The sequence below is a fragment of the Sabulicella glaciei genome (assembly GCF_026183895.1).
GTDB classification, from domain to species: domain Bacteria; phylum Pseudomonadota; class Alphaproteobacteria; order Acetobacterales; family Acetobacteraceae; genus Roseococcus; species Roseococcus glaciei.
Genome location: NZ_JAPFQI010000019.1, coordinates 26,930 through 44,986, shown reverse-complemented (window position 1 = coordinate 44,986; position 18,057 = coordinate 26,930). Strand labels below are relative to the sequence as shown.

At 66.2% G+C, this 18,057-nt stretch carries 13 protein-coding genes, 1 tRNA gene and 1 pseudogene; 3 read left to right on the top strand and 12 right to left on the bottom strand.

The features are described from left to right. Positions 1-37 precede the first annotated feature (37 nt). From OF850_RS18665 to OF850_RS18655, 3 genes and pseudogenes are all read right to left on the bottom strand, one after another. Positions 38-418 (bottom strand): hypothetical protein, encoded by a 381-nt coding sequence (locus tag OF850_RS18665; RefSeq protein ID WP_301591861.1) that lies wholly within the window; start codon positions 416-418, stop codon positions 38-40. Between the two features lie 274 nt (positions 419-692). Then, positions 693-914: pseudogene (locus OF850_RS18660) on the bottom strand (integrase core domain-containing protein); the annotation flags it as partial. Positions 915-1,108: 194 nt separating this feature from the next. Beyond that, positions 1,109-1,546: a recombinase family protein gene (locus tag OF850_RS18655; protein ID WP_301591860.1), complete on the bottom strand. Its 438-nt coding sequence runs from the start codon at positions 1,544-1,546 to the stop codon at positions 1,109-1,111. Between the two features lie 448 nt (positions 1,547-1,994). On the opposite strand from OF850_RS18655, the gene OF850_RS18650 reads away from it, so the two are divergent. Both OF850_RS18650 and OF850_RS18645 read left to right on the top strand, forming a co-directional pair. Next, positions 1,995-4,754 (top strand): ATP-dependent helicase, encoded by a 2,760-nt coding sequence (locus tag OF850_RS18650; protein ID WP_301591859.1) that lies wholly within the window; start codon positions 1,995-1,997, stop codon positions 4,752-4,754. Continuing rightward, entirely contained in the window at positions 4,751-7,894 is a 3,144-nt protein-coding gene (locus tag OF850_RS18645; protein ID WP_301591858.1) for a sacsin N-terminal ATP-binding-like domain-containing protein, read from the top strand. The genes OF850_RS18650 and OF850_RS18645 overlap by 4 nt, the downstream gene beginning before the upstream one ends. A gap of 517 nt (positions 7,895-8,411) precedes the next feature. Here OF850_RS18645 and OF850_RS18640 read toward each other — a convergent pair. The 9 genes from OF850_RS18640 to OF850_RS18600 all read right to left on the bottom strand — a co-directional run bounded on the left by OF850_RS18640 (position 8,412) and on the right by OF850_RS18600 (position 16,946). Beyond that, a complete protein-coding gene (locus tag OF850_RS18640) occupies positions 8,412-10,340 on the bottom strand; it encodes a site-specific integrase (RefSeq protein ID WP_301591857.1) in 1,929 nt (642 codons plus the stop codon). Positions 10,341-10,682: 342 nt separating this feature from the next. Continuing rightward, a tRNA-Gln gene (locus OF850_RS18635) sits at positions 10,683-10,757 on the bottom strand. Between the two features lie 46 nt (positions 10,758-10,803). After that, a complete protein-coding gene (locus OF850_RS18630) occupies positions 10,804-11,652 on the bottom strand; it encodes a 4-(cytidine 5'-diphospho)-2-C-methyl-D-erythritol kinase (protein WP_301591856.1) in 849 nt (282 codons plus the stop codon). 3 nt (positions 11,653-11,655) lie between these two features. Further along, complete coding sequence (locus OF850_RS18625; RefSeq protein ID WP_301591855.1) at positions 11,656-13,356, bottom strand: tetratricopeptide repeat protein; 1,701 nt, start codon at positions 13,354-13,356, stop codon at positions 11,656-11,658. 120 nt (positions 13,357-13,476) lie between these two features. Beyond that, positions 13,477-14,100: a class II aldolase/adducin family protein gene (locus OF850_RS18620; RefSeq protein ID WP_301591854.1), complete on the bottom strand. Its 624-nt coding sequence runs from the start codon at positions 14,098-14,100 to the stop codon at positions 13,477-13,479. Then, positions 14,097-14,705, bottom strand: coding sequence for a glutathione S-transferase family protein (locus tag OF850_RS18615; RefSeq protein WP_301591853.1), 609 nt, complete (start codon positions 14,703-14,705; stop codon positions 14,097-14,099). Before OF850_RS18615 ends, OF850_RS18620 begins: the two co-directional genes overlap by 4 nt. Beyond that, positions 14,702-14,902, bottom strand: a complete 201-nt coding sequence (locus OF850_RS18610; protein WP_301591852.1) for a hypothetical protein — start codon at positions 14,900-14,902, stop codon at positions 14,702-14,704. The genes OF850_RS18615 and OF850_RS18610 overlap by 4 nt, the downstream gene beginning before the upstream one ends. Next, positions 14,902-15,294 (bottom strand): DoxX family protein, encoded by a 393-nt coding sequence (locus OF850_RS18605; protein ID WP_301591851.1) that lies wholly within the window; start codon positions 15,292-15,294, stop codon positions 14,902-14,904. The genes OF850_RS18610 and OF850_RS18605 overlap by 1 nt, the downstream gene beginning before the upstream one ends. 5 nt (positions 15,295-15,299) lie before the next feature. Then, the gene (locus tag OF850_RS18600; RefSeq protein ID WP_301591850.1) at positions 15,300-16,946 is read right to left on the bottom strand and encodes an electron transfer flavoprotein-ubiquinone oxidoreductase; all 1,647 of its coding nucleotides are present in this window, start codon (positions 16,944-16,946) and stop codon (positions 15,300-15,302) included. 72 nt (positions 16,947-17,018) lie between these two features. Here OF850_RS18600 and OF850_RS18595 point away from each other — a divergent pair, with 72 nt between their 5' ends. Then, positions 17,019-17,801 carry a uracil-DNA glycosylase gene (locus OF850_RS18595; RefSeq protein WP_301591849.1) on the top strand — a complete coding sequence of 261 codons (783 nt, stop codon included), beginning with the start codon at positions 17,019-17,021 and terminating at the stop codon, positions 17,799-17,801. Positions 17,802-18,057 lie beyond the last annotated feature (256 nt).

Genomic DNA, 18,057 nt, shown 5'->3' with positions numbered 1-18,057 from the left:
CCATCCCACGCCTCCCACACCCTGGGATCAGGCCACGTCAACGCACGAGATCAGCAAGCTTTGCCGGCCTAGTTTTTTTGTGTGACAGGCCAAGCCTGCGCAGCGTGGCCCAGATCGTCGACAGCGAGCCCACCTCGATGCCGCGCTGGCGGAGCGTGTCCCGAAGCTCGGCCAGCGTGATGCTGCGCTTGGCTGAGGTGAGTTCGCGCAGCAGGGCTTCGTGGCCATCCAGCAGCGGCTTGCGGTAGCCGCCGATCCGGGCGGGAGCGGCGCTGCCGGTCTGGCGCACCCGCTGCATCAATTTGATCGCGGCCGAGGCGCTGACCTCGAAACGGCGCGCCGCCTCTCGCGCCGAGCTGCCAGCCTCCACCGCGCGAACCAGGCGCCGGCGCAAGTCGGGCGACAAGGGTGACGTCATCACCAACCTCGCTGCTTCATCAACAGCGTCGAATCAGATCACCCGAATCTATGCAAGACGAAAATGCTCTAAATCGTCATCCGAGCTGGCGAGATAGTTCCTGCACTCGTCTGGACTTAAGGGTTCGAGCAGGCGGTCGATGGTGTGCCAGAGCGTGTCTCGCGTTCGCGCTCCTGCCTTGCGGAGGCCTGCTTTCAGCTTGGCGAAGGCCTGCTCGATGCGGACAGGTTGGGTAGAGTGCGCCCCATCAGACCAGACGCCCAACTGGGTTGGCTTATTGGTGGGCGATGAACTCACGCGGCGAGCGCATCTGCAAGCCGCTGTGAGGGTGAAGGGTGTTGTAGTCGGTGAACCAGGCCGGTAGCTGCCCGAGCACGGTGAGCGCATCGGGGCACGGGTTCACGCGGACATAGTCGCGCTTCAGCGTCTTCACGAAAGCCTCGCAGACCCCATTGCTCTCCGGGCTGCGAACCGGTGTGAAACACACCACCAGGCCTCGAGCCGGGTCCGGCGTACGCGCGTGCGGTTTGTGCACGTTCCCTGCCGCACGGAGGCCTTGCCGCTGGTGATGAATGGGCCGCCACACACCCTGCACACCACCTTGCCGCTGAGCAGCGTCGGCGCCCGCCCGTAGTGCCAGAGGTGATCGGGAGGCGTGCTGTCCTCCCCCGTAGCCGTATGCCGGGGCCGTTAGGCCGCGGTCAGGCGCTGCTGCACTCGGTCCCACAGACCCTGCTCGACGATGTGCAGCTCCGGCACCTCCTCCGTCACGAAGGTTTCGGCCTCGTTGCGGCGCGCCAGGCGCTGCCCCGTTACCGGATCCTTGAGCCAGCGGCGCCGGCTCCACACCAGTCGGCCGACGTAGAGCGCGTTGCGCAGGATGCCGGTGCCCAGCCGCGCCTGGACGCGCAGCGCGCCGTCGGTCCAGGCGCCACCGCGGGGCGCCGGGATGCCCTCGACATTGAGCGCCTTGGCGATGGCGATCGGGCTTTGAGCCGCCTCGCCTTTTCCTGGCTCATTTCTTGCGCCCTCGCTAGGGCGAGGTTGAGGACTCGCCCCAATGCTTTTAGCCCCTTCAAGCTGCCGCTCTGCCTCACCAGCCGCAGCCTGGGCGGCCTGCGCGGCCAACGCGACGGTGTTCCGATGGTCGCACAGAGGAGCGAGGTCACGAGGAGGCTGCCTCGACGCGTGAACTGCGCCATCGCCCGACCGTTCGCCCTCGACCATCCTACCCTCCCAGCCAGCCTCCTCGCCCGGCCGCGCTCCGGAGCCTGAATAATGCCTGAGCTGAGGCGCCGTGAGTCAAGCAAGAATAGGAGTACGGGGACTTCAGCCGAGTGGCCTAGGGTCTCGGTGTCGTCCATCGCGAGCTCGGGCGAACCTCGCGCTTACGCGAGATTACTTATAGCAGATGTGGGGCCCATATGGACTCGCCGCCAAGCGAGATTCCGGCGTAGGCAGATCCAATGCAGGCCGCGGCCCGTCAATGGACCCCTATGCCGAACCACCCGTGCAAAGCGAATTGCGATTGCACTTCGAGACAGACTTGGCATGCTTGCCGCAAGGAGAAACAGAGATGTCGCTTACCGAAGCTCAGCTTCAGGCGATCGAGTATGATGACGGCGATCTCCAGCTAATCGCATGCGCCGGCTCCGGTAAGACAGAAGTCGTGGCACGGCACATTGCGCGCCTGCTAACGCCGAGCGCAGCCGGCGGAGCAGGGCTGCTGCCGCGCAACATCGTCGCGTTCACCTTCACCGAGAAGGCCGCGGCAGAGCTGCGCCAACGCACGCTCGAGCGGTGCGCCGAAGCCATGTCAGACCTAGTGGGTGCAGCCGAGATGTACATCGGCACGATCCACGGTTTCTGTCTCGAACTGCTTCGCTCGGAGGTTCCGCAGTTCCTCAAATATGAGGTACTAAATGAGATACAGCAGACACTCTTCGTAAACCGCAGCTCAGCTCGGTCAGGACTCACCGCGACATCGACGCTGCAGGGGCGGCAGCTGCGGCGCTATATCGATACCCGTGTGTACGTCGACGCGCTTGGTCTACTGCGCGAAGCGGAGGTAGATGAGAGCTTGCTGCGTCAGGCGAGCGTTGCGGAAGGGTTGGACGCATACTGCGCCATGCTGCATGAGAAGGGCTATTTGGATTATTCCGCCATTCTACAGGAGGCGGCGCGGGCGCTGGCGTCGGACGCTGGCTTACGGGAAAGGCTTGCCGAGCGGCTGCGCGTGGTGATCGTCGACGAGTATCAGGATGTGAATCCCGTTCAAGAGCGGCTGATCGCCGGCCTCCACGCGCTGGGCGCGGCGGTGCGCGTGGTTGGGGATGACGACCAGACGATCTACCAATGGCGCGGGAGCGACGCCCGCAACATCCTCACCTTCGAGGAACGATACGGTGCGAGCGCAATCCGTCTCGAGGACAATTTCCGTTCGAGTCCCGGTATAACCGACGTCGCGCGGCTCGTCATCGAGAAGAACCCGGTCAGGCTGCAAAAGACGATGGAGTCAGCCGAGCGGCAGACTTACGAGCCGGGCGATATTGTGGCGCTGCAGTTCCCCTCACCCGACGAAGAGGCCGAGTACATCGCCCGCACCTGCCGTGCGCTCCATGGCACCCTGGTCCGGGACGGGGACGGTTTTCGCGCGATTTCCTGGTCTGACATGGCGGTGCTCATTCGCATGACCAGCATGGCGGGACCGATTCGTGCGGCGCTCGAGCGCGAAGGCATTCCTGTCGTCTCGGTCGGTATGGGAAGTCTTTTCGACACACCCGAGGCCGAAGCTGCGCGCCAACTGTTCTATCTCATGGCGGGTCAGGCCAATGCCGTCGATGTCATCGCCGCCTGGACCACCGCAAATCTTGGAGTCGATCCTGTGCTGATTGCGCAGGCCGTCCAGGAGGCCGAGGTTACCCGGACTCGTATGGAGGCAGAGGACCAGGAGGTCCGCTTCTCCGTCTACAACATCCAGCGGCAGTTCATCGGCTTTTTGGAGCGGCTGCGAATCCGCGAAGAGGCCGTGCCGGGTGGCAGGGGCGAGGTCGTCTTCTACAATCTGGCCAAGTTCAGCCAGGCCATCTCTGATTTCGAGGCGATCTACTTCCACTCGCGACCAGTTCAGAAATACGAGTCCTTTGCCGGGTTCCTGCGCAACCAAGCGGAGGCCGCCTACGACGAATCTACCGGCACCGAAGAGCGTCTGGTGTCCGTGGACACCGTCCAGATCCTCACTATTCACCGAGCTAAGGGACTGCAGTGGCCAGTCGTGTTTGTGCCGCAGCTCGTCCAGAACCGGTTCCCCCCGGCAGGGCGCGGCGGCATGTCGGTTTGGCATCTCGTGCCTGCGCAGAGCGTCAACGGGCACAGCCGGTACCTCGGGTCTGAGGAAGACGAGCGGCGGCTCTTCTATGTGGCGGTAACGCGCAGCCAGAAGCATTTGCACATGACAACCGCCCCGGCGCCCGGAAGCAGACGCAACGTCCGACCGTCGGTCTTCTGGTACGACGTTCTCGAGTCCCGCCATGTGCGACGCACACCACAGGATCTGAGGGGGCGTGAGCGGGGTGTGCCCCAGCCCCGCTCTGCTATCGCCAATGTCCGGCTGTCGTTCTCCGACATACGGTATTTTTTCGAATGTCCGTATCAGTTCAAGATGCGGACGCTGTACGGCTTCAATGCGCCGCTCGACGAGGCGCTTGGATACGGGAAGTCGCTGCATGACGCGCTCGCCGAGCTGCACATGCGTGCCATCTCGGGGGAGACCGTAGACATGTCGTGGGTCGATGGACTCGTCGATAGGCATATGCGCGTGCCCTATGCCTATCCCAGCCTAAGGGCAACAATGCATGAGGCGGCGAGACGCACCGTGGCGGCCTACATCGCCGCCCGGCAAAGCGAGTTCGCCCGTCTCGAATTCAGCGAGAAAGCGATTGAACTCAATCTCGGGAACGGCGTGTCAGTAGCCGGGCGGATCGATCTCGTCCGGCGCCGCGACAGCGGCGATGTGGCGATCGTCGATCTAAAGTCGAACGAGCGCGCGCAAGCCGAAGCGCTGACTGAAGCCCAACTACATATCTATGCGCTCGGCTACCGCGAACTTACTGGCCACGACGCGGATTTCGTCGAAACCTACGAACTTGACCAGCAACGGCGCAAGGCAAGAACCGTCGACGAGGACCTCATCCACGACGTCACCGGGCGGATCCATCGCACCGCGCAGGCGTTGCGCGACAACGACTTCGCGCCGGCACCTGAGGCCAGCCGCTGCGCAGGCTGTGATTTCGGGCGGCTGTGCTCTGCTGCTGATGGAGTGAGGATTCAACAATGAGCGTCGACTATGCAGCGCTAAGGGAGGAGAACCGGCTCGAGTATGGCCGCGCGATCGGCCGCATCGGCAAGATGCTGCTAGAGGACCGCTACGACAAAAGAACCCATTTCATCTATGAAGTACTACAGAACACCGAGGATGCTCTGCGCAGGCGCGCGGGTTGGAATGGCTCGCGCGCGGTAACCTTCGCGCTCACACACGAAGCGCTGCGCATCTCGCACTTCGGCGCACCGTTCAGTGAGCCGGACGTGCGCGGGGTGTGCGGGATTAATGCCAGCACCAAGGACGTCACGTCGATCGGCCGCTTCGGCATCGGGTTCAAGTCGGTTTATGCCTTTACGGAGCGGCCGGAAATCCACTCGGGGGACGAATCCTTTTCGGTAAGCGAATATGTCTTTCCGCGGGCAGTCGCTTCCGTCACTCGCCATCCCGATGAGACGCTTATCCTGCTGCCGCTGAGGGCGGAAGACACTGATGCGTTCAAGGAGATCGCAGAGGGCCTGCGGGCACTTGGCGCCGAGGCACTCCTGTTCCTGAAGCACGTTGAAGAAATCGTCTGGTCTGTTGAGGGTGAGGATGCGGGAAATTATCGCCGCTCGAGCACTGGCGATGGCTTTGCGTGTGAGGTCGAACTGACCACCTGCCGCGGCAGCAAGTCGTCGAGCCAGAGCTATCTGCGATACTCGCGTGATGTGGAGAGTAAAGGAAAGCGGGTCGGGCAGGCCGAGCTTGCGTTTCGCTTAGAAACGCTGGAGGACGGCTCCCGGGCTGTGCAGCCGATCTCGGACGCGCGGCTCGTCGTGTTTTTCCCGACGGTTCTGCCCACGCATACCGGCTTCCTGGTGCAGGGCCCGTATCAGACAACCCCGAGCCGGGACAATATTCCCGCGGACAAGCCCTGGAACATCGAGCTCGCGCAGCGCACCGGTGAGCTCTTGGTGGAGGTACTTGAGCATCTTCGGGAAAGCGGGATGCTAAGCGTCGCCACTCTACGTACGCTTCCGCTTGATCGCTCAAAGATGGCTGGCGGGCTGTTCCAGCCGCTCTACGACAGCGTTGTCGCTGCAATGCGCTCCAGGCGGCTACTGCCGACCAGCACCGGCAGCTTCGCGACCGCGGCCGAGTTGCGCCTTGCGCGCGCTCAGGATGTGCGCGAACTTTTCGGAGCAAAGCAGCTTTCCGCACTGATCGGGGAGCCGGGCATGGTGGTCTGGGCATCGGCGGACATCACTGCCGACCGTGCCCCGCAGCTTCGCTCCTTTCTCATGCAGGAACTCAAGATCCCCGAGCTGACCCTGGATCAGATGCTGGCACGCACCGCTGACGCCTTTCTAAAGGAACAGCCTGATGCGTGGATGATACGCTTCTATCGCCTGCTAGCCTCGCAGCCTGCCCTGATGCGGTCGCGTACAAAAGACATGGCGCTGTACCGGCTGGAGGACGGTACGCACGTGCCGCTGACAAAAAATGGCATCCGACAGGTCTTCCTGCCGACCGGCGAGAAAACCGGCTTCCCAACTTTGCGAGCGGAACTGGTCGCACCTCAGACCCAGGATTTTTTAGAAAGTGCCGGTCTTACAAAGCCGGACCCGGTTGATGACGTGATCCACCATCTTCTTCCAGCATACAGAGAAAAGTCCGTAAAAATCTCGAGCTACGCTGAGGACGTTGCGCGCATTCTGCGTGCGTTTGAGACCGACTCACACGCCCAGCGGGAGAAGCTGGTCGGCGCACTTAGGACGGCAACGATTGTAATCGTGAGAGACGCCAAAACCCAAAAAAAGTACATCTCGAGGCCCGGCGAGGTGTACCTCGCCACCGCGCGCCTGACGAAGGTCTTTGAGGGGGTAGAGCGCGTGCTTTTCGTCGACGCCGAATACGAGTGCCTGCGCGGCGAGAAAATACGTGAAATGCTCGAAGCCTGCGGTGCGACCCGGATTCTGAGACCCCAGACCTCGGTTTGTGATCTCAGCCAGGATGAGCGGCAGGCGGCCCGTCGCGCAGCGGGCTGGGAGGGCTATTCCTCTGAGAATGCCATCAACGACGTCGATATCGCGGGGCTGAAGGAATTACTCGAGTTGCTTCCCGGGCTGCCGGAGGAGGAACAGCGCGAGCGCGCTCTGCTTCTGTGGGAGGCGATGGCCGAGCTCGTCGATCGTCGCGGCGTCTCCATTCTGTCGATTCCGTACACTTGGATCTACCACCAGACTCGTTCCACCATGGTCGATGCGGGCTTTCTACGGCGCCTCAACCAGACCGCTTGGATTCCTGATGCGTCCGGCGTGCTGCGGCTGCCGTCTGAGGTTGTGTTCGAGGAGCTTGGTTGGCCACGGCACGCCGTGCTTGAAGCCCGAATCGAGTTTAGGCCTCCGGCAATTTCAGCGCTCGCCCGTGAAGTAGGCATCGATCCGGACGTGCTCGATGAGCTCAAGCGCCTAGGCGTTACCGATCTTGAGCAGCTCCGTTCTCGGCTGAGGGAGGAGGCTCGGGATGACGAAGGTGAAGCTACGAATGATGACGAGAGAGACGGCGGCGGCGACGTAGCTACCGGCCATCGCCAAGGCGATGGATCGGGCACCGGCGATGCCGGTGGCTGCGGCTCCAGCTCCGGCAGTGGTGGCCGCCCCGGTGGCGGTCACAGCGGTGGATCTGGCGGCCGGAAGCACAGCTCCGGAGGCGGCGGGACGCGCGAATTTATTTCCTATGTCGGCGTACGCCCGGACGGTGAGCAGGGGGATCCGGATGGTCTCACACAGCGCCAGCGCCTTGATCTCGAGGAGGCCGCGATTGCGCTGATTCTGCGCCTCGAGCCTGTTCTCGAGCGCACGCCGGCCGGCAATACGGGCTTCGATCTTGTCGAGAAGGACGTGGCCGGGGAGCCCGAGCGCTGGGTCGAGGTCAAGGCGATGAAGGGTAGCCTGGCGGACCGCCCCGTCGGACTTTCAGGACCTCAAATGGAGCAAGCGCGCCGATGCGGCGACCAATTCTGGCTCTACGTCGTGGAGCGCGCCGGCAGCGACCAGGCCCGCGTGCTCAGAATCCGCAATCCGCACGGGAGAGCTGGCACCTTTACCTTCGATCGCGGGTGGGAAGGAGTCGCCGCTGTCATAGAGGCTCGCTTCAACCATGCTGCCGAATGAAGGGTAGGCCCCGGGCGGATGGTGTCGAAGAGGCGGCTGCAACCGCAACAGACATGGTCACGGTGCGGCCCGGCGCGAGAGTTTCTGTAACCCGCTCCACAAATAGTGCCCTTGGGCCATCGATAAGCGTAGGCGCAAGCTGCAACACAGACAGCCAGAACTAAGCAAACAGCACGCTTGGCGATGATTTTCCGGCTATGCTTGCCACATATCCGCAGCGAGGAAAGGGATTGGGCCAACTCTGCGCCGCCACTGACAAACTGGTAGAAGTCTGCGCGGGTTGGGGCGGACAGAATGGGTCCGAGATCGCGGCACCGCAGCCGACCGGCTGCTGAAGCCCAAGAGGTACCTTCGTTCGTCTACGAGGAGAATTTCTTTCGAGTTTCGTCAGATTGCAACGGACACGTATTGGGATCGTCGGTTGCGTGTCCCCGATTTGAACCTGTGTGGCTTCGACTCCGATCGGCGTGCCGGCGCTCTGCCACCACCGGTTCCAGCAGCATGCAGTCGGGCGACCTCACGTCTCAGCGCCCGGAGCCCGTATGCTGCGTGGTTTCCCGCGCAGCCGGCGTGGCGGCTGGGATGCTCGAAGACTACCGGCAGCCTCGATCAGGCGATTCAGGTCAACAGCCGGAAAGGAAATCCGGTTCACCACAGTCGCGAGGTCGGTTTCCATGAAATCGCCGCCATAGGTGGCGGCTGTAATGCCTGTCCGCGCGTGCCCCATAAGGTCGGCAATCGCGGCTTGATTGACCCCCGTTCGGAAGAGGCGATTTGAAAAGGTATGTCGGAGCCCGTGGATGTCAGCCCCGCGGCCGGTGATCCCGACTGCGCGACGATAGGCCGTGTGGCGCTGTGTCTCTGCGTGGCCGAAGCGTCCATCCGAGCCACCACGCCGCACCTCCGGGAAGAGCCTTGCCTGGCCATTGCGTCGCGCTTCCTCAACCCAGTCCAGAAATCCAAGCCGGATAAGTGCGTCGTGCAGCGGCACGTCACGGCGCCGGTTGAGTCCCTTCACCTTTGCACCGTCGGCGCCGATGCACATCAGGGCCACCCCGTCACGGCGGACAATGTCCTTGGGCCGGAGTTGCAGGACCTCCTCAAGGCAGGCGCCGCCGTAGAGGGCGAGAAGTGGTGTCCAGTACATGCCATCCCGGACCAAGTAGGGTCCAGGCTTCCCGCGATCGCGGCTGCCGTCGTGCCCCAGGAAGAGGGGCCCGTGAAAGATCCGGTGCAGCTGGTCATCGTCGAGCTGCTTCCGCACGAAAGTCGGCTCCGCCTCAACCTGCGCCTTCGTGTATCGTGCCGCGACCAGGGCGGTCCGTCCGTGTCGGTCCAGCGGGGCGTTGCCGTCAAGGGCAGGTGCGAGCGCACTCAGGTATCGGTTGACCGTTGCCAGGGACAGCCGCGGCACGGTGGGCGCGTCCTCGTCGCCGGTCGCGCAGGCCCGGAGGTCCATGCTGTCAGCGTATTCGATGGCTTGCCTCGGCGTCAGGTTCTTGTACTCACCCTTTCCGTGTCGTGCTGGAAGCCTCCCGAGCACCGCAACGAACCGATCAGCGACCTCTGGGACAAGAGCCTGGGCCGGCATATCGCCGATCAGATCGAGAAACATGCGACGTGCGAGGATGCGGTCGCTGACCGTGCTGACGCGGACCTTTGCGTTCTTAGCGGCGCGTGGGTCGCCCGACCGACCTTCGTCGATCCAGCGCTGGGCAAGGACCGACACCAGGGGTGCCTCGGTCTTTTCGCCGGCTCCCGTTGGTGTCGGAGTTGCAACGGCTCCTGAGACCGGTGCAGGTGCGACGGATGGGTTCGTGGCCGCGCGGTCGACAGCGGGCGGAAGAGTGGGGGGAACCACCAGCGGCGAAGCTTTGTCTACAGGGGAATCTGCATGCTTCAGTGAGATAGAGATCCGCAGGACAGGGTCCTGCCAGGGTTCTGTGGCTGGCGCGCGCTCGCGGTTGGCCATCTCTCGATGCGCCCAGGCCTGGGTCTTCAGTGCCCCTTCCTCGGCCAGCAGCCGCTTGTCGGGGGTGAGGGCGATGCCACGCCGGTCCAGGAAGCCAGCGAGATCATCCCGCGCAAGTTCCATATCGAGGCCGTGGACGGCAGCCTGGAACACGGCGGCCCGCCCGAGCGATCTTTGGGCACGTGCCTCGCGTAAGGACAGGGACTGCGTGCGTACTAGCTGATCTGAATGTGGCGCGGCCGCTTCGGCGAGCAGCGCCGTAGTCCCGCGTCCGAGCGTGTCGCCCGGTTCCGCTCCCATGAGCCCATCGAGAAGGGCGCGCGTCTGCGTGGGCGACAGCGTTCCGACCACTGTTGACGTTCGCGCGTCCGAGCCCCCTCCAGCCCGCACTCGCTGCACGGCGAGGCGCTGGACGAGGTCATCACGATATTCCGCCAAAAGGTCGGCAAGGGTTTCCGGGCTGATTGAGCGCATGGCGGCGGTCCGGGCGAAGAAGGCGTCGAGTTGCAGGGCGAGGATCCGCGCGTGGGCGAGGCTCCCGGTCCTCAGAGATAGCCGGACCTCGCGCCGTTTCGCCACAAGAGTGCGTGGCGCACCTGATGGGGGCGGGAGGCGCCGGCGCCAGGTGTAGCCGCCCGGCCGAAGCAGAAGGTGGGTGGGTGCGCCTGCCGCCTGAGATCGCGGGCGCGGACGGGCGGGACAGGCACCCTGGGGACCATTCTGGGGACCACAGATGGGGACCATGGGACGAGGCAGCCTCCGGTTCGGGCCGCGCCCGCCGTGAAGCTCCTGATTTCCTTGGGAATCCGTCCGGTCTGGTTGGGGCGCCAGGATTCGAACCTGGGAATGGCGGTACCAAAAACCGCTGCCTTACCGCTTGGCTACGCCCCAGCCGCGCCACCCTATAGGGCAGAATCATTGCCTCTGGAACCGGGGGTCAGCCGGTCAGGGCGCCACCTTCTCGCCACCACGCGGCGGGGAGCGCATCGCAGGTGGCGCGGGCCTCCTCGGCCGTCGCGAATAGGCCGAAGCAGGTCGCGCCTGATCCGCTCATCCGTGCCAGCAGGCAGCCGGGCAGGGCGCGCAGCGCCGACAGCACCTCTCCGATGGGTGGGCGCAGCCCGACGGCTGGCGCCTCCAGGTCATTGCCAAGTTGCGCCAGATCCGCCGCCATGGCGGCTGCGTCGGGCCAAGCGGCGGGCAGCGCGGCCGGGGGGCTGAAGCCGCCCGAACGGGCGCGGAACACCTCCGGTGTCGGCAGGGCGACGCCCGGGTTCACCAGCAGCAGGCCACATCGTGGCAGGGCGGGCGCCTCAGTGATGACGTCGCCGACACCCCCCATACGCGCAGCGCGCGAGGCGACACAGACCGGGATGTCGGCGCCCAGCGGCAAGGCGACCTCGCGCAACTCCGTCTCGTCGAGGGACAGGCCCCAGGCGCGGTTCAACAGGCGAAGCGCGGCGGCCGCATCGGCCGAGCCGCCGCCGATGCCCGAGGCAACGGGTAACCGCTTCACCAGGGTCAGCGCGGCACGGGGAGATACGCCGCCTCGCTCCGCCAGGGCGCGCGCCGCGCGCAGCACGAGGTTGTCCGCTTCCCCAGCCAGCGCGCAGCCGAACGGTCCCTCCACGCGAAGGGAGAGGCTGGAGGCGCTTTCGCCGCGCAACTCGTCCGCGGCGGGCCCGAAGACGGCGAGGCTGTCGAGCAGATGATAGCCGTCCGCGCGGCGCCCCGTGACGTGCAGGAACAGGTTGACCTTGGCCGGCGCGGCCTCGCGCAGGGACACCGCTCAGTCTTGGCGAACCGGGCGTGGCAGCCCGTCGCGCAGCTTCATCTCGATCTTCGCGGCCTCGTCCGGCTCATTTTCCATGGTAAGGGCGCGACGCCACTGGAAGCGTGCCTCCGCTTCGCGGCCCGCAGCCCAGTAGGCGTCGCCGAGATGGTCGTTGATCGTGCCGCTGCGCGGCTCCAGTTCGACTGCCTTCTCCAGCCAGTGGATCGCGCCGGCATGGTCGCCCTGGCGGAACAGCACCCAGCCGATGCTGTCGGCGATGTTGCCATCCTGCGGGCGAAGCTCCACCGCGCGTTCCAGCATGGCGCGCGCGCGGTCCAGATTCACGCCCTGGTCAGCCCAGGAATAGCCGAGGTAGTTCAGCACAAAGGGCTGCTCGGGCGCGAGTTCGAGGGCATGGAGGAAGTCCGCCTCCGCGCCTGGCCAGTTGCCCGAGCGCTCGCGCGCGATGCCGCGGGCGTAGAAGAGCGGCCAGTCATGGGCGCGCGGCACGCCAAGGCGCTCGATCGCCCCGTCATAAGCCACCGCCGCCTCGACGAAGCGGGAGCGGCGGCGGAGGATGTCCCCGAGGCGGATGCGCGGCTGCGGCGGATTCGGGAGGATCTCCATCACCTCGCGAATGATCTGCTCCGCCTCGTCCAACCGGTCGAGACGGTCGAGAAGCCCGGCGCGGCGCAACGCGGCGGCGGGTGCAAGCGGATCATTGGCGGGGATGGCAGCCAGGATCTCCAGCCCGGCCTCGAACTGATCTGCCTCCGTGAACTGGTCGCCAAGCAGGAGCAGGGCAGGGGCGAAGCCAGGCCGGATGCGCAGGGACAGCCGGGCGAGGAGGGTGGACATCTCCTCCAGCCCCTGACCGCGCAACGCCGCGCCCAGCGCGACATAAGCCTCCGCGATGCCCTCCGCAGGCGAGGTGATGCCACGCGCGGCCAGCACTTGCGAGCGCGCAGGCTCCAGGGCCGCCAGTGCCAACTCGTCATGGCCCTCGGCCAGGCGGTCCAGCAGCCGCGATGCCTCGGCCTGCTTGCCGGTGCGATGGAGGATGGAAGCGGCGAGCAGGGACAGGCGAAGCGTCGGTTCCGGCTGGTCGGCGAGGGCAAGGCGGACAAAGCGCTCCGCGTCGCGCGGGCGGTTGCCGAGGTCGGCGATCAGCGCGGCATGCAGCGCGTTGAGTGCGCGGAACCGCCCGCCTTCCGCCTGCGGGCGCAGCAAGGCCAATGCTTCGCCCCACTGGCCACGACCGGCCAGGGTCCAGGCGATGATGACCGGCTGCAGCGCCTGGATCGCCCCCTGACGCGGCAAGGCCCTGGCGCGGGACTCGGCGCGGTCGAAGCGCCCGCTCACCACGTCGCTGCCCATGAGGACGAGCTGCGAGGCGAGGTTGTCCGGCAGGCGGCGCGCGAGGCGAAGCGCCTCGGGCCGCCCGTCTAGCAGCGCCGCCAGGAAGGCGCGCTGCAGCAGCTCTGGCTGATCTGGCTCTGCGCGCAGGGCTGAGAGTAGGCTGTCGGCGGCGGCGCGCGTGTCCAGCTCGTCCGCGGCGAAGCGCCCGACCAGGAAGCTGCCGAAAACGTTGCCGGGATTGCCCGCGACGGGCGCGCGAAGCGACCCATCGCGGCCCGGCGCGTCGACACCGGCGGCACAGGCAGCGAGCAGAGTGACGGCCAGCAACGCCGCGCGGCAAAAGGGGCTTCCGGCCATGGGCCCCGGTCTAGCAGGAACCACCTGCATCGCACAGAACCCCCGTTGCGCGACGGCCACAAGTACCGTCGCATTCGTGCAAGAATGCAACAGGTGGGCGTGGGGCGTGGTTGCGCCCCGTCAGCGCCCGTAGCTGTCGAATTGCATGCGCGCCTCATCCAGTTCCGCCTCGTCCAGCATCACGGGCTGAAGCCCGGCGGCGAGTAGGGCGAGATACTGCGACGCGAGATTCTCCACCTCCATGGCCAGGGTCTCCGCGGCGGAAAGGCTCGCCCCGATAGCGACCACGCCGTGATTGGCCAGCAGGCAGGCCCGGCGGCCGACCAGCGCCACGGCGGCTTCGACAGCCAGGTCCTCCGTGCCGAAAGTGGCATGGCGCGCACAGGGAATGTCGGTCCCTCCGGCCAGGAGAACCATGTAGTGGAAGGGTGGGATGGGCTGCCGCGCGCAGGACAGGGCCGTCGCGGAGGGGGAGTGGGTGTGGACGACCGCCTCCGCCTCCGGCCGTGCCGCGTAGAGCGTCGCGTGCAGGCGCCATTCCGAGGAGGGGCGTCGCGAAGCGCTGAACGGCACGCCATCGGCATCGCACTCGACGAGGGCGTCCTCGGTCAGTTCCGCATAGGGGAGCCCGGCCGGGGTGATGCGGAAGCCACGCGGCGTGCGGACCGAAAGATTGCCCGATTTCGACGGCATGAAGCCCAGCGCGTCGAGGCGCCGGGCCGCCGTGACCAGGGACCCGCTCACCCTTCGCGCAGCTTTCGGGCCGCCAGGGCACCCGGACGGTTGAAGCAGCGCTCCAGCCAGGCGCGGCAGCGCGTGTGGCCGCCGAAGTCGAAGCGGTTGGACCAGGCGCCATAGAGAACGCCCGCAAGGTTGCAGTCGGCGATGGTGAAGGCCTCGCCGAGCAGATGCGGCTGCCCTTCCAGATGCGATTCGAGGACGTCCAGCCTCGCACCCAGACCCGATGCGCCCTGCGCGGCCTGGCCCGCATCGCGCTCGCCCTCGGGACGGAGATAGGTGTGGTAGGCCCATTGCATCGCGGCCGGCTCGACCTCGGTCGCGGCCCAGAGCGTCCACTGCAGGACGCGGCTCGCGTCGTCGCCCTCGGGCATCAGCGGCGGACCGGCGCGCCGGGCGAGGTGCAGGTTGATGGCAAGGCTCTCGAACAGCACGAGGTCGCCATCCTCCAGCGCTGGGATCTTGCCATTGGGGTTCACGCGCAGGTGGTCGGCCGAGCGCAGCGCCGCGCCGAAGCCCGTTTCCACCAGCACAAAGGGAAGCCCCGCCTCCTCGGCGGCCCAGATGCAGCGGAAGGCGCGGGAACGCGCGGTGCCATGGATGCGGATCATGAGTTTTCCTTGTCGAGCCCCGCGATGCTGCGCGCATGGACGACGGTGGCGCGCTGAAAGCGGACGAGCAGCGCGGCCCAGATGACGAGAAGCAAGAGTGCCCAGGGAAAGCCGTGGTGGCGCAGCACCAGCGCTGCCGCCACCACCCAGCCCAAGGAAAGCACCATGCCCTGGCGAAGCAGGGCAAGGAGCGGCATCAGCGCCGCCGGGCGGTGGCGTCGAGCGAGAGCGGCCCGCCGCCAGCCGCCGAGAGGTACAGGAATACAAAGCAGAAGAGGATCGCAAGATTCCCGCCGTTCAGGATGGGCAGGAAGCCGCGCGGCGCGTGGCCAAGGAAGTAGGCGAAGGCCATCAGCCCCGCGAGCACGAAGGCCACGGGCCGCGTGAACAGCCCGATCGCGAGCAGCGCGCCGCCGCCGAGTTCCAGGATGCCGGCGAACCAGTACTGGGTCATGAACTCGGGCATGGGCCGCCCCGAAGGCGGCCAGCCCAGGATCTTCTGCATGCCGTGCTGCATCAGCAGCAGCGCTGCCATGATGCGCAGGGCCGAAAGCAGCCAGGGTTGCGCGCGGGTCGCGAGGTCGTTCATGCGGATCACATCCCTCCAGGATAATTCGGCCCGCCCGCGCCTTCCGGCGTGCGCCAGTCGATGTTCTGCGTCGGGTCCTTGATGTCGCAGGTCTTGCAGTGGACACAGTTCTGCGCGTTGATCACGAGGTGGGGATTGCCCTCCTCGACACCGACCGCCTCATACACAGCCGCCGGGCAGTAGCGGCTTTCGGGCGAGCGGTACTTCTCCCAATTCTCGGGTAGCCAGCGGCCGGGGTCCTTCAGGACCAGGTGGGCGGGCTGATTCTCCTCATGATTGGTGTTCGACAGGAACACGGAGGAGAGGCGGTCGAAAGACAGCACGCCATCAGGCTTCGGGTAGTTGATGCGAGGCGCGTCGTCGGCGCGGCGCAGCGTCTCGTGGTCCTGGTGGTGCGTCATGGTCCAGGGCGCGCGGCCGCGGAACAGGTAGGTGTCGAGCGCGGCATTGGCCATGCCGCCCCAGAAGCCGAACTTGCCGAAGCCCGAGCGGATGTTGCGCACCGCACGAAGCTCCTCCCACACCCAGGACGCCTCCATCTTGCGCGGATAGGCGTCGAGGACGGGGGTCTTGGCTTCCAGCGCCTCGGCGATCGCCTCGGCGGCCAGCATGCCGCTCTTCATCGCGGTGTGGGTGCCCTTGATCTTAGGCACGTTCAGGAAGCCCGCCGCATCGCCGATCAGCGCCCCACCTGGGAAGACCAGCTTCGGAATGGCCTGGAACCCGCCCTCGTTCAGCGCGCGGGCGCCGTAGGAGATGCGCTTGCCGCCTTCCAGCATCGCCTTCACGGCGGGGTGGTGCTTGAAGCGCTGGAACTCGTCGAAGGGGGAGAGCCACGGGTTCGGGTAGTCGAGCCCGACGACGAAGCCGATGGAAACCAGGTTCTCGCCCAGCATGTAGAGCCAGGAGCCGCCATAGGTGTCGGAAGGGAGCGGCCAGCCCACGGAGTGCCAGACGAGGCCGGGCTGGTGCTTCTCCCTGGGGATCTCCCACAGCTCCTTGATGCCGATGGCATAGGTCTGCGGCGCCGCGCCCTCGCGCAGCTTGTAGGTTTCGAAGAGGCGCTTGGTGAGCGAGCCGCGGCAGCCCTCCCCGAAGAGGGTGTAGCTGGCGCGCAGCTCCATGCCGGGCTGGTAGCCACCGCCCTTGGCGCCGTCCTTCTCGATGCCCATGACGCCGGCGACGACGCCCTTGACCTGCCCATCCTCGATGATCGTCTCGGAGGCGGCGAAGCCGGGGTAGATCTCGACGCCCAGCGCCTCGGCCTTGGCGCCGAGCCAGCGCACGACGTTGCCGAGCGAGACGATGTAGTTGCCGTGGTTGTTCATGCTGGGCGGCGTGGGCAGCTTGAAGGCCCGCGTCTCCGTCAGCAGCATGAACTTGTCCTCGCCGGCCGGCGTCGCGAGGGCAGGGGGATCGTCCCGCCAGTCGGGGATCAGCTCGTCCAGCGCACGCGGCTCGAGCACCGCGCCCGAAAGGATGTGCGCGCCGACCTCGCCGCCTTTCTCCACCACGCAGACGGCGGCGTCGGGCGAGAGCTGCTTCAGCCGGATCGCGGCGGCGAGGCCGGCGGGCCCGGCGCCGACGATCAGCACGTCGAACTCCATGGCCTCGCGCTCTTCGGCCATCGCCTCCTCGTGATTCTCGCTCATGTCCCGGCTTTTCCCCATGAATGCTGCGGCGGAACCTAACGCGAAGCGGCGCGGCGCGGTAGAAGGGGGACGATGGAGGACACGACCCGACAGGCCCTGCTGGCCGCCTTGTCCTGGCAGGCCGCCATGGGCGCCGACGAGGCGATCCTGGCAGAGCCGCAGCGCCGCGACCTCCCGGTTCCCGAACCCGTTCAGGCGCCCACCCTGCCGCGCCCCGCACTGGCCTTGCTTCGCCCCCCAGGCGGCGTGGCGGCCGAACTCGCAGCCGGCGCAACGACCCTGGAGGCGCTGCGCGAGGCCATGGCGCGCTTCGAGGGCAGCCCGCTGCGCGAAACCGCCAGCCAGCTCGTCTTCGCGGATGGCGTGCCCAGCGCGTCGGTGATGGTGATCGGCGAGGCCCCGGGCGCCGACGAGGACCGCATGGGCCGGCCTTTCGTGGGGGTGTCGGGACGGCTGATGGACCGGATGATGGCGACGATCGGCCTGTCGCGTGAGTCGAACCTCTACATCACCAACATCCTGCCCTACCGGCCGCCAGGGAATCGCACGCCGAGCGACGCCGAGGTGGCGTTGTTCATGCCCTTCCTGCACCGCCACATCGCCCTGGCTCGGCCACACCTGCTGGTGCTGGCGGGGGGCGTTTCGGCCAAGGGGCTGCTCCAGACGCGTGAGGGCATCACTAGACTGCGTGGCAAGTGGCACAAGTTCACGTCAAGTCACGGCGAAGTCATTCCCGCGCTGCCGACCTTGCACCCTGCGTATCTGTTGCGAAATCCGATAGCCAAGCGTGACGCGTGGCGCGACTTGCTGGCGCTGCGCCGCAAACTGAATGATGGCGGGAATGTGACGATTTGAGCCTGCCAGTGGGGTTGCCGCGACACGGCCGAATCTTTCTGCCTGATATTGGACAGAAAGCTTTGGTTAAGGCTTGCGCGGGGGTCGGGGCGCTGTGTAGGGCAAGGGAACCATGAGCGCGCTCTGCCCCATGGCCCGCCGCCGCCTGGCCTTCTTGAGCCTGGCGGCATTTTTCGGCGCCGGGCTCCCCCCGGCCACCGCGCAGCGGGCCCAAGACCAGACCGCCCCTTCCCAGGGCCGGACGCGAACCACCACC

What these genes read in the sequence shown, in the direction of transcription:
- OF850_RS18600 (WP_301591850.1), bottom strand. Translation starts at nt 16,946, where the DNA reads ATGAGCGAGAATCACGAGGAGGCGATGGCCGAAGAGCGCGAGGCCATG.
- OF850_RS18605 (WP_301591851.1), bottom strand. Translation starts at nt 15,294, where the DNA reads ATGAACGACCTCGCGACCCGCGCGCAACCCTGGCTGCTTTCGGCCCTG.
- OF850_RS18645 (WP_301591858.1), top strand. Translation starts at nt 4,751, where the DNA reads ATGAGCGTCGACTATGCAGCGCTAAGGGAGGAGAACCGGCTCGAGTAT.
- OF850_RS18625 (WP_301591855.1), bottom strand. Translation starts at nt 13,356, where the DNA reads ATGGCCGGAAGCCCCTTTTGCCGCGCGGCGTTGCTGGCCGTCACTCTG.
- OF850_RS18615 (WP_301591853.1), bottom strand. Translation starts at nt 14,705, where the DNA reads ATGATCCGCATCCATGGCACCGCGCGTTCCCGCGCCTTCCGCTGCATC.
- OF850_RS18595 (WP_301591849.1), top strand. Translation starts at nt 17,019, where the DNA reads ATGGAGGACACGACCCGACAGGCCCTGCTGGCCGCCTTGTCCTGGCAG.
- OF850_RS18650 (WP_301591859.1), top strand. Translation starts at nt 1,995, where the DNA reads ATGTCGCTTACCGAAGCTCAGCTTCAGGCGATCGAGTATGATGACGGC.
- OF850_RS18640 (WP_301591857.1), bottom strand. Translation starts at nt 10,340, where the DNA reads ATGCGCTCAATCAGCCCGGAAACCCTTGCCGACCTTTTGGCGGAATAT.
- OF850_RS18610 (WP_301591852.1), bottom strand. Translation starts at nt 14,902, where the DNA reads ATGCCGCTCCTTGCCCTGCTTCGCCAGGGCATGGTGCTTTCCTTGGGC.
- OF850_RS18665 (WP_301591861.1), bottom strand. Translation starts at nt 418, where the DNA reads ATGACGTCACCCTTGTCGCCCGACTTGCGCCGGCGCCTGGTTCGCGCG.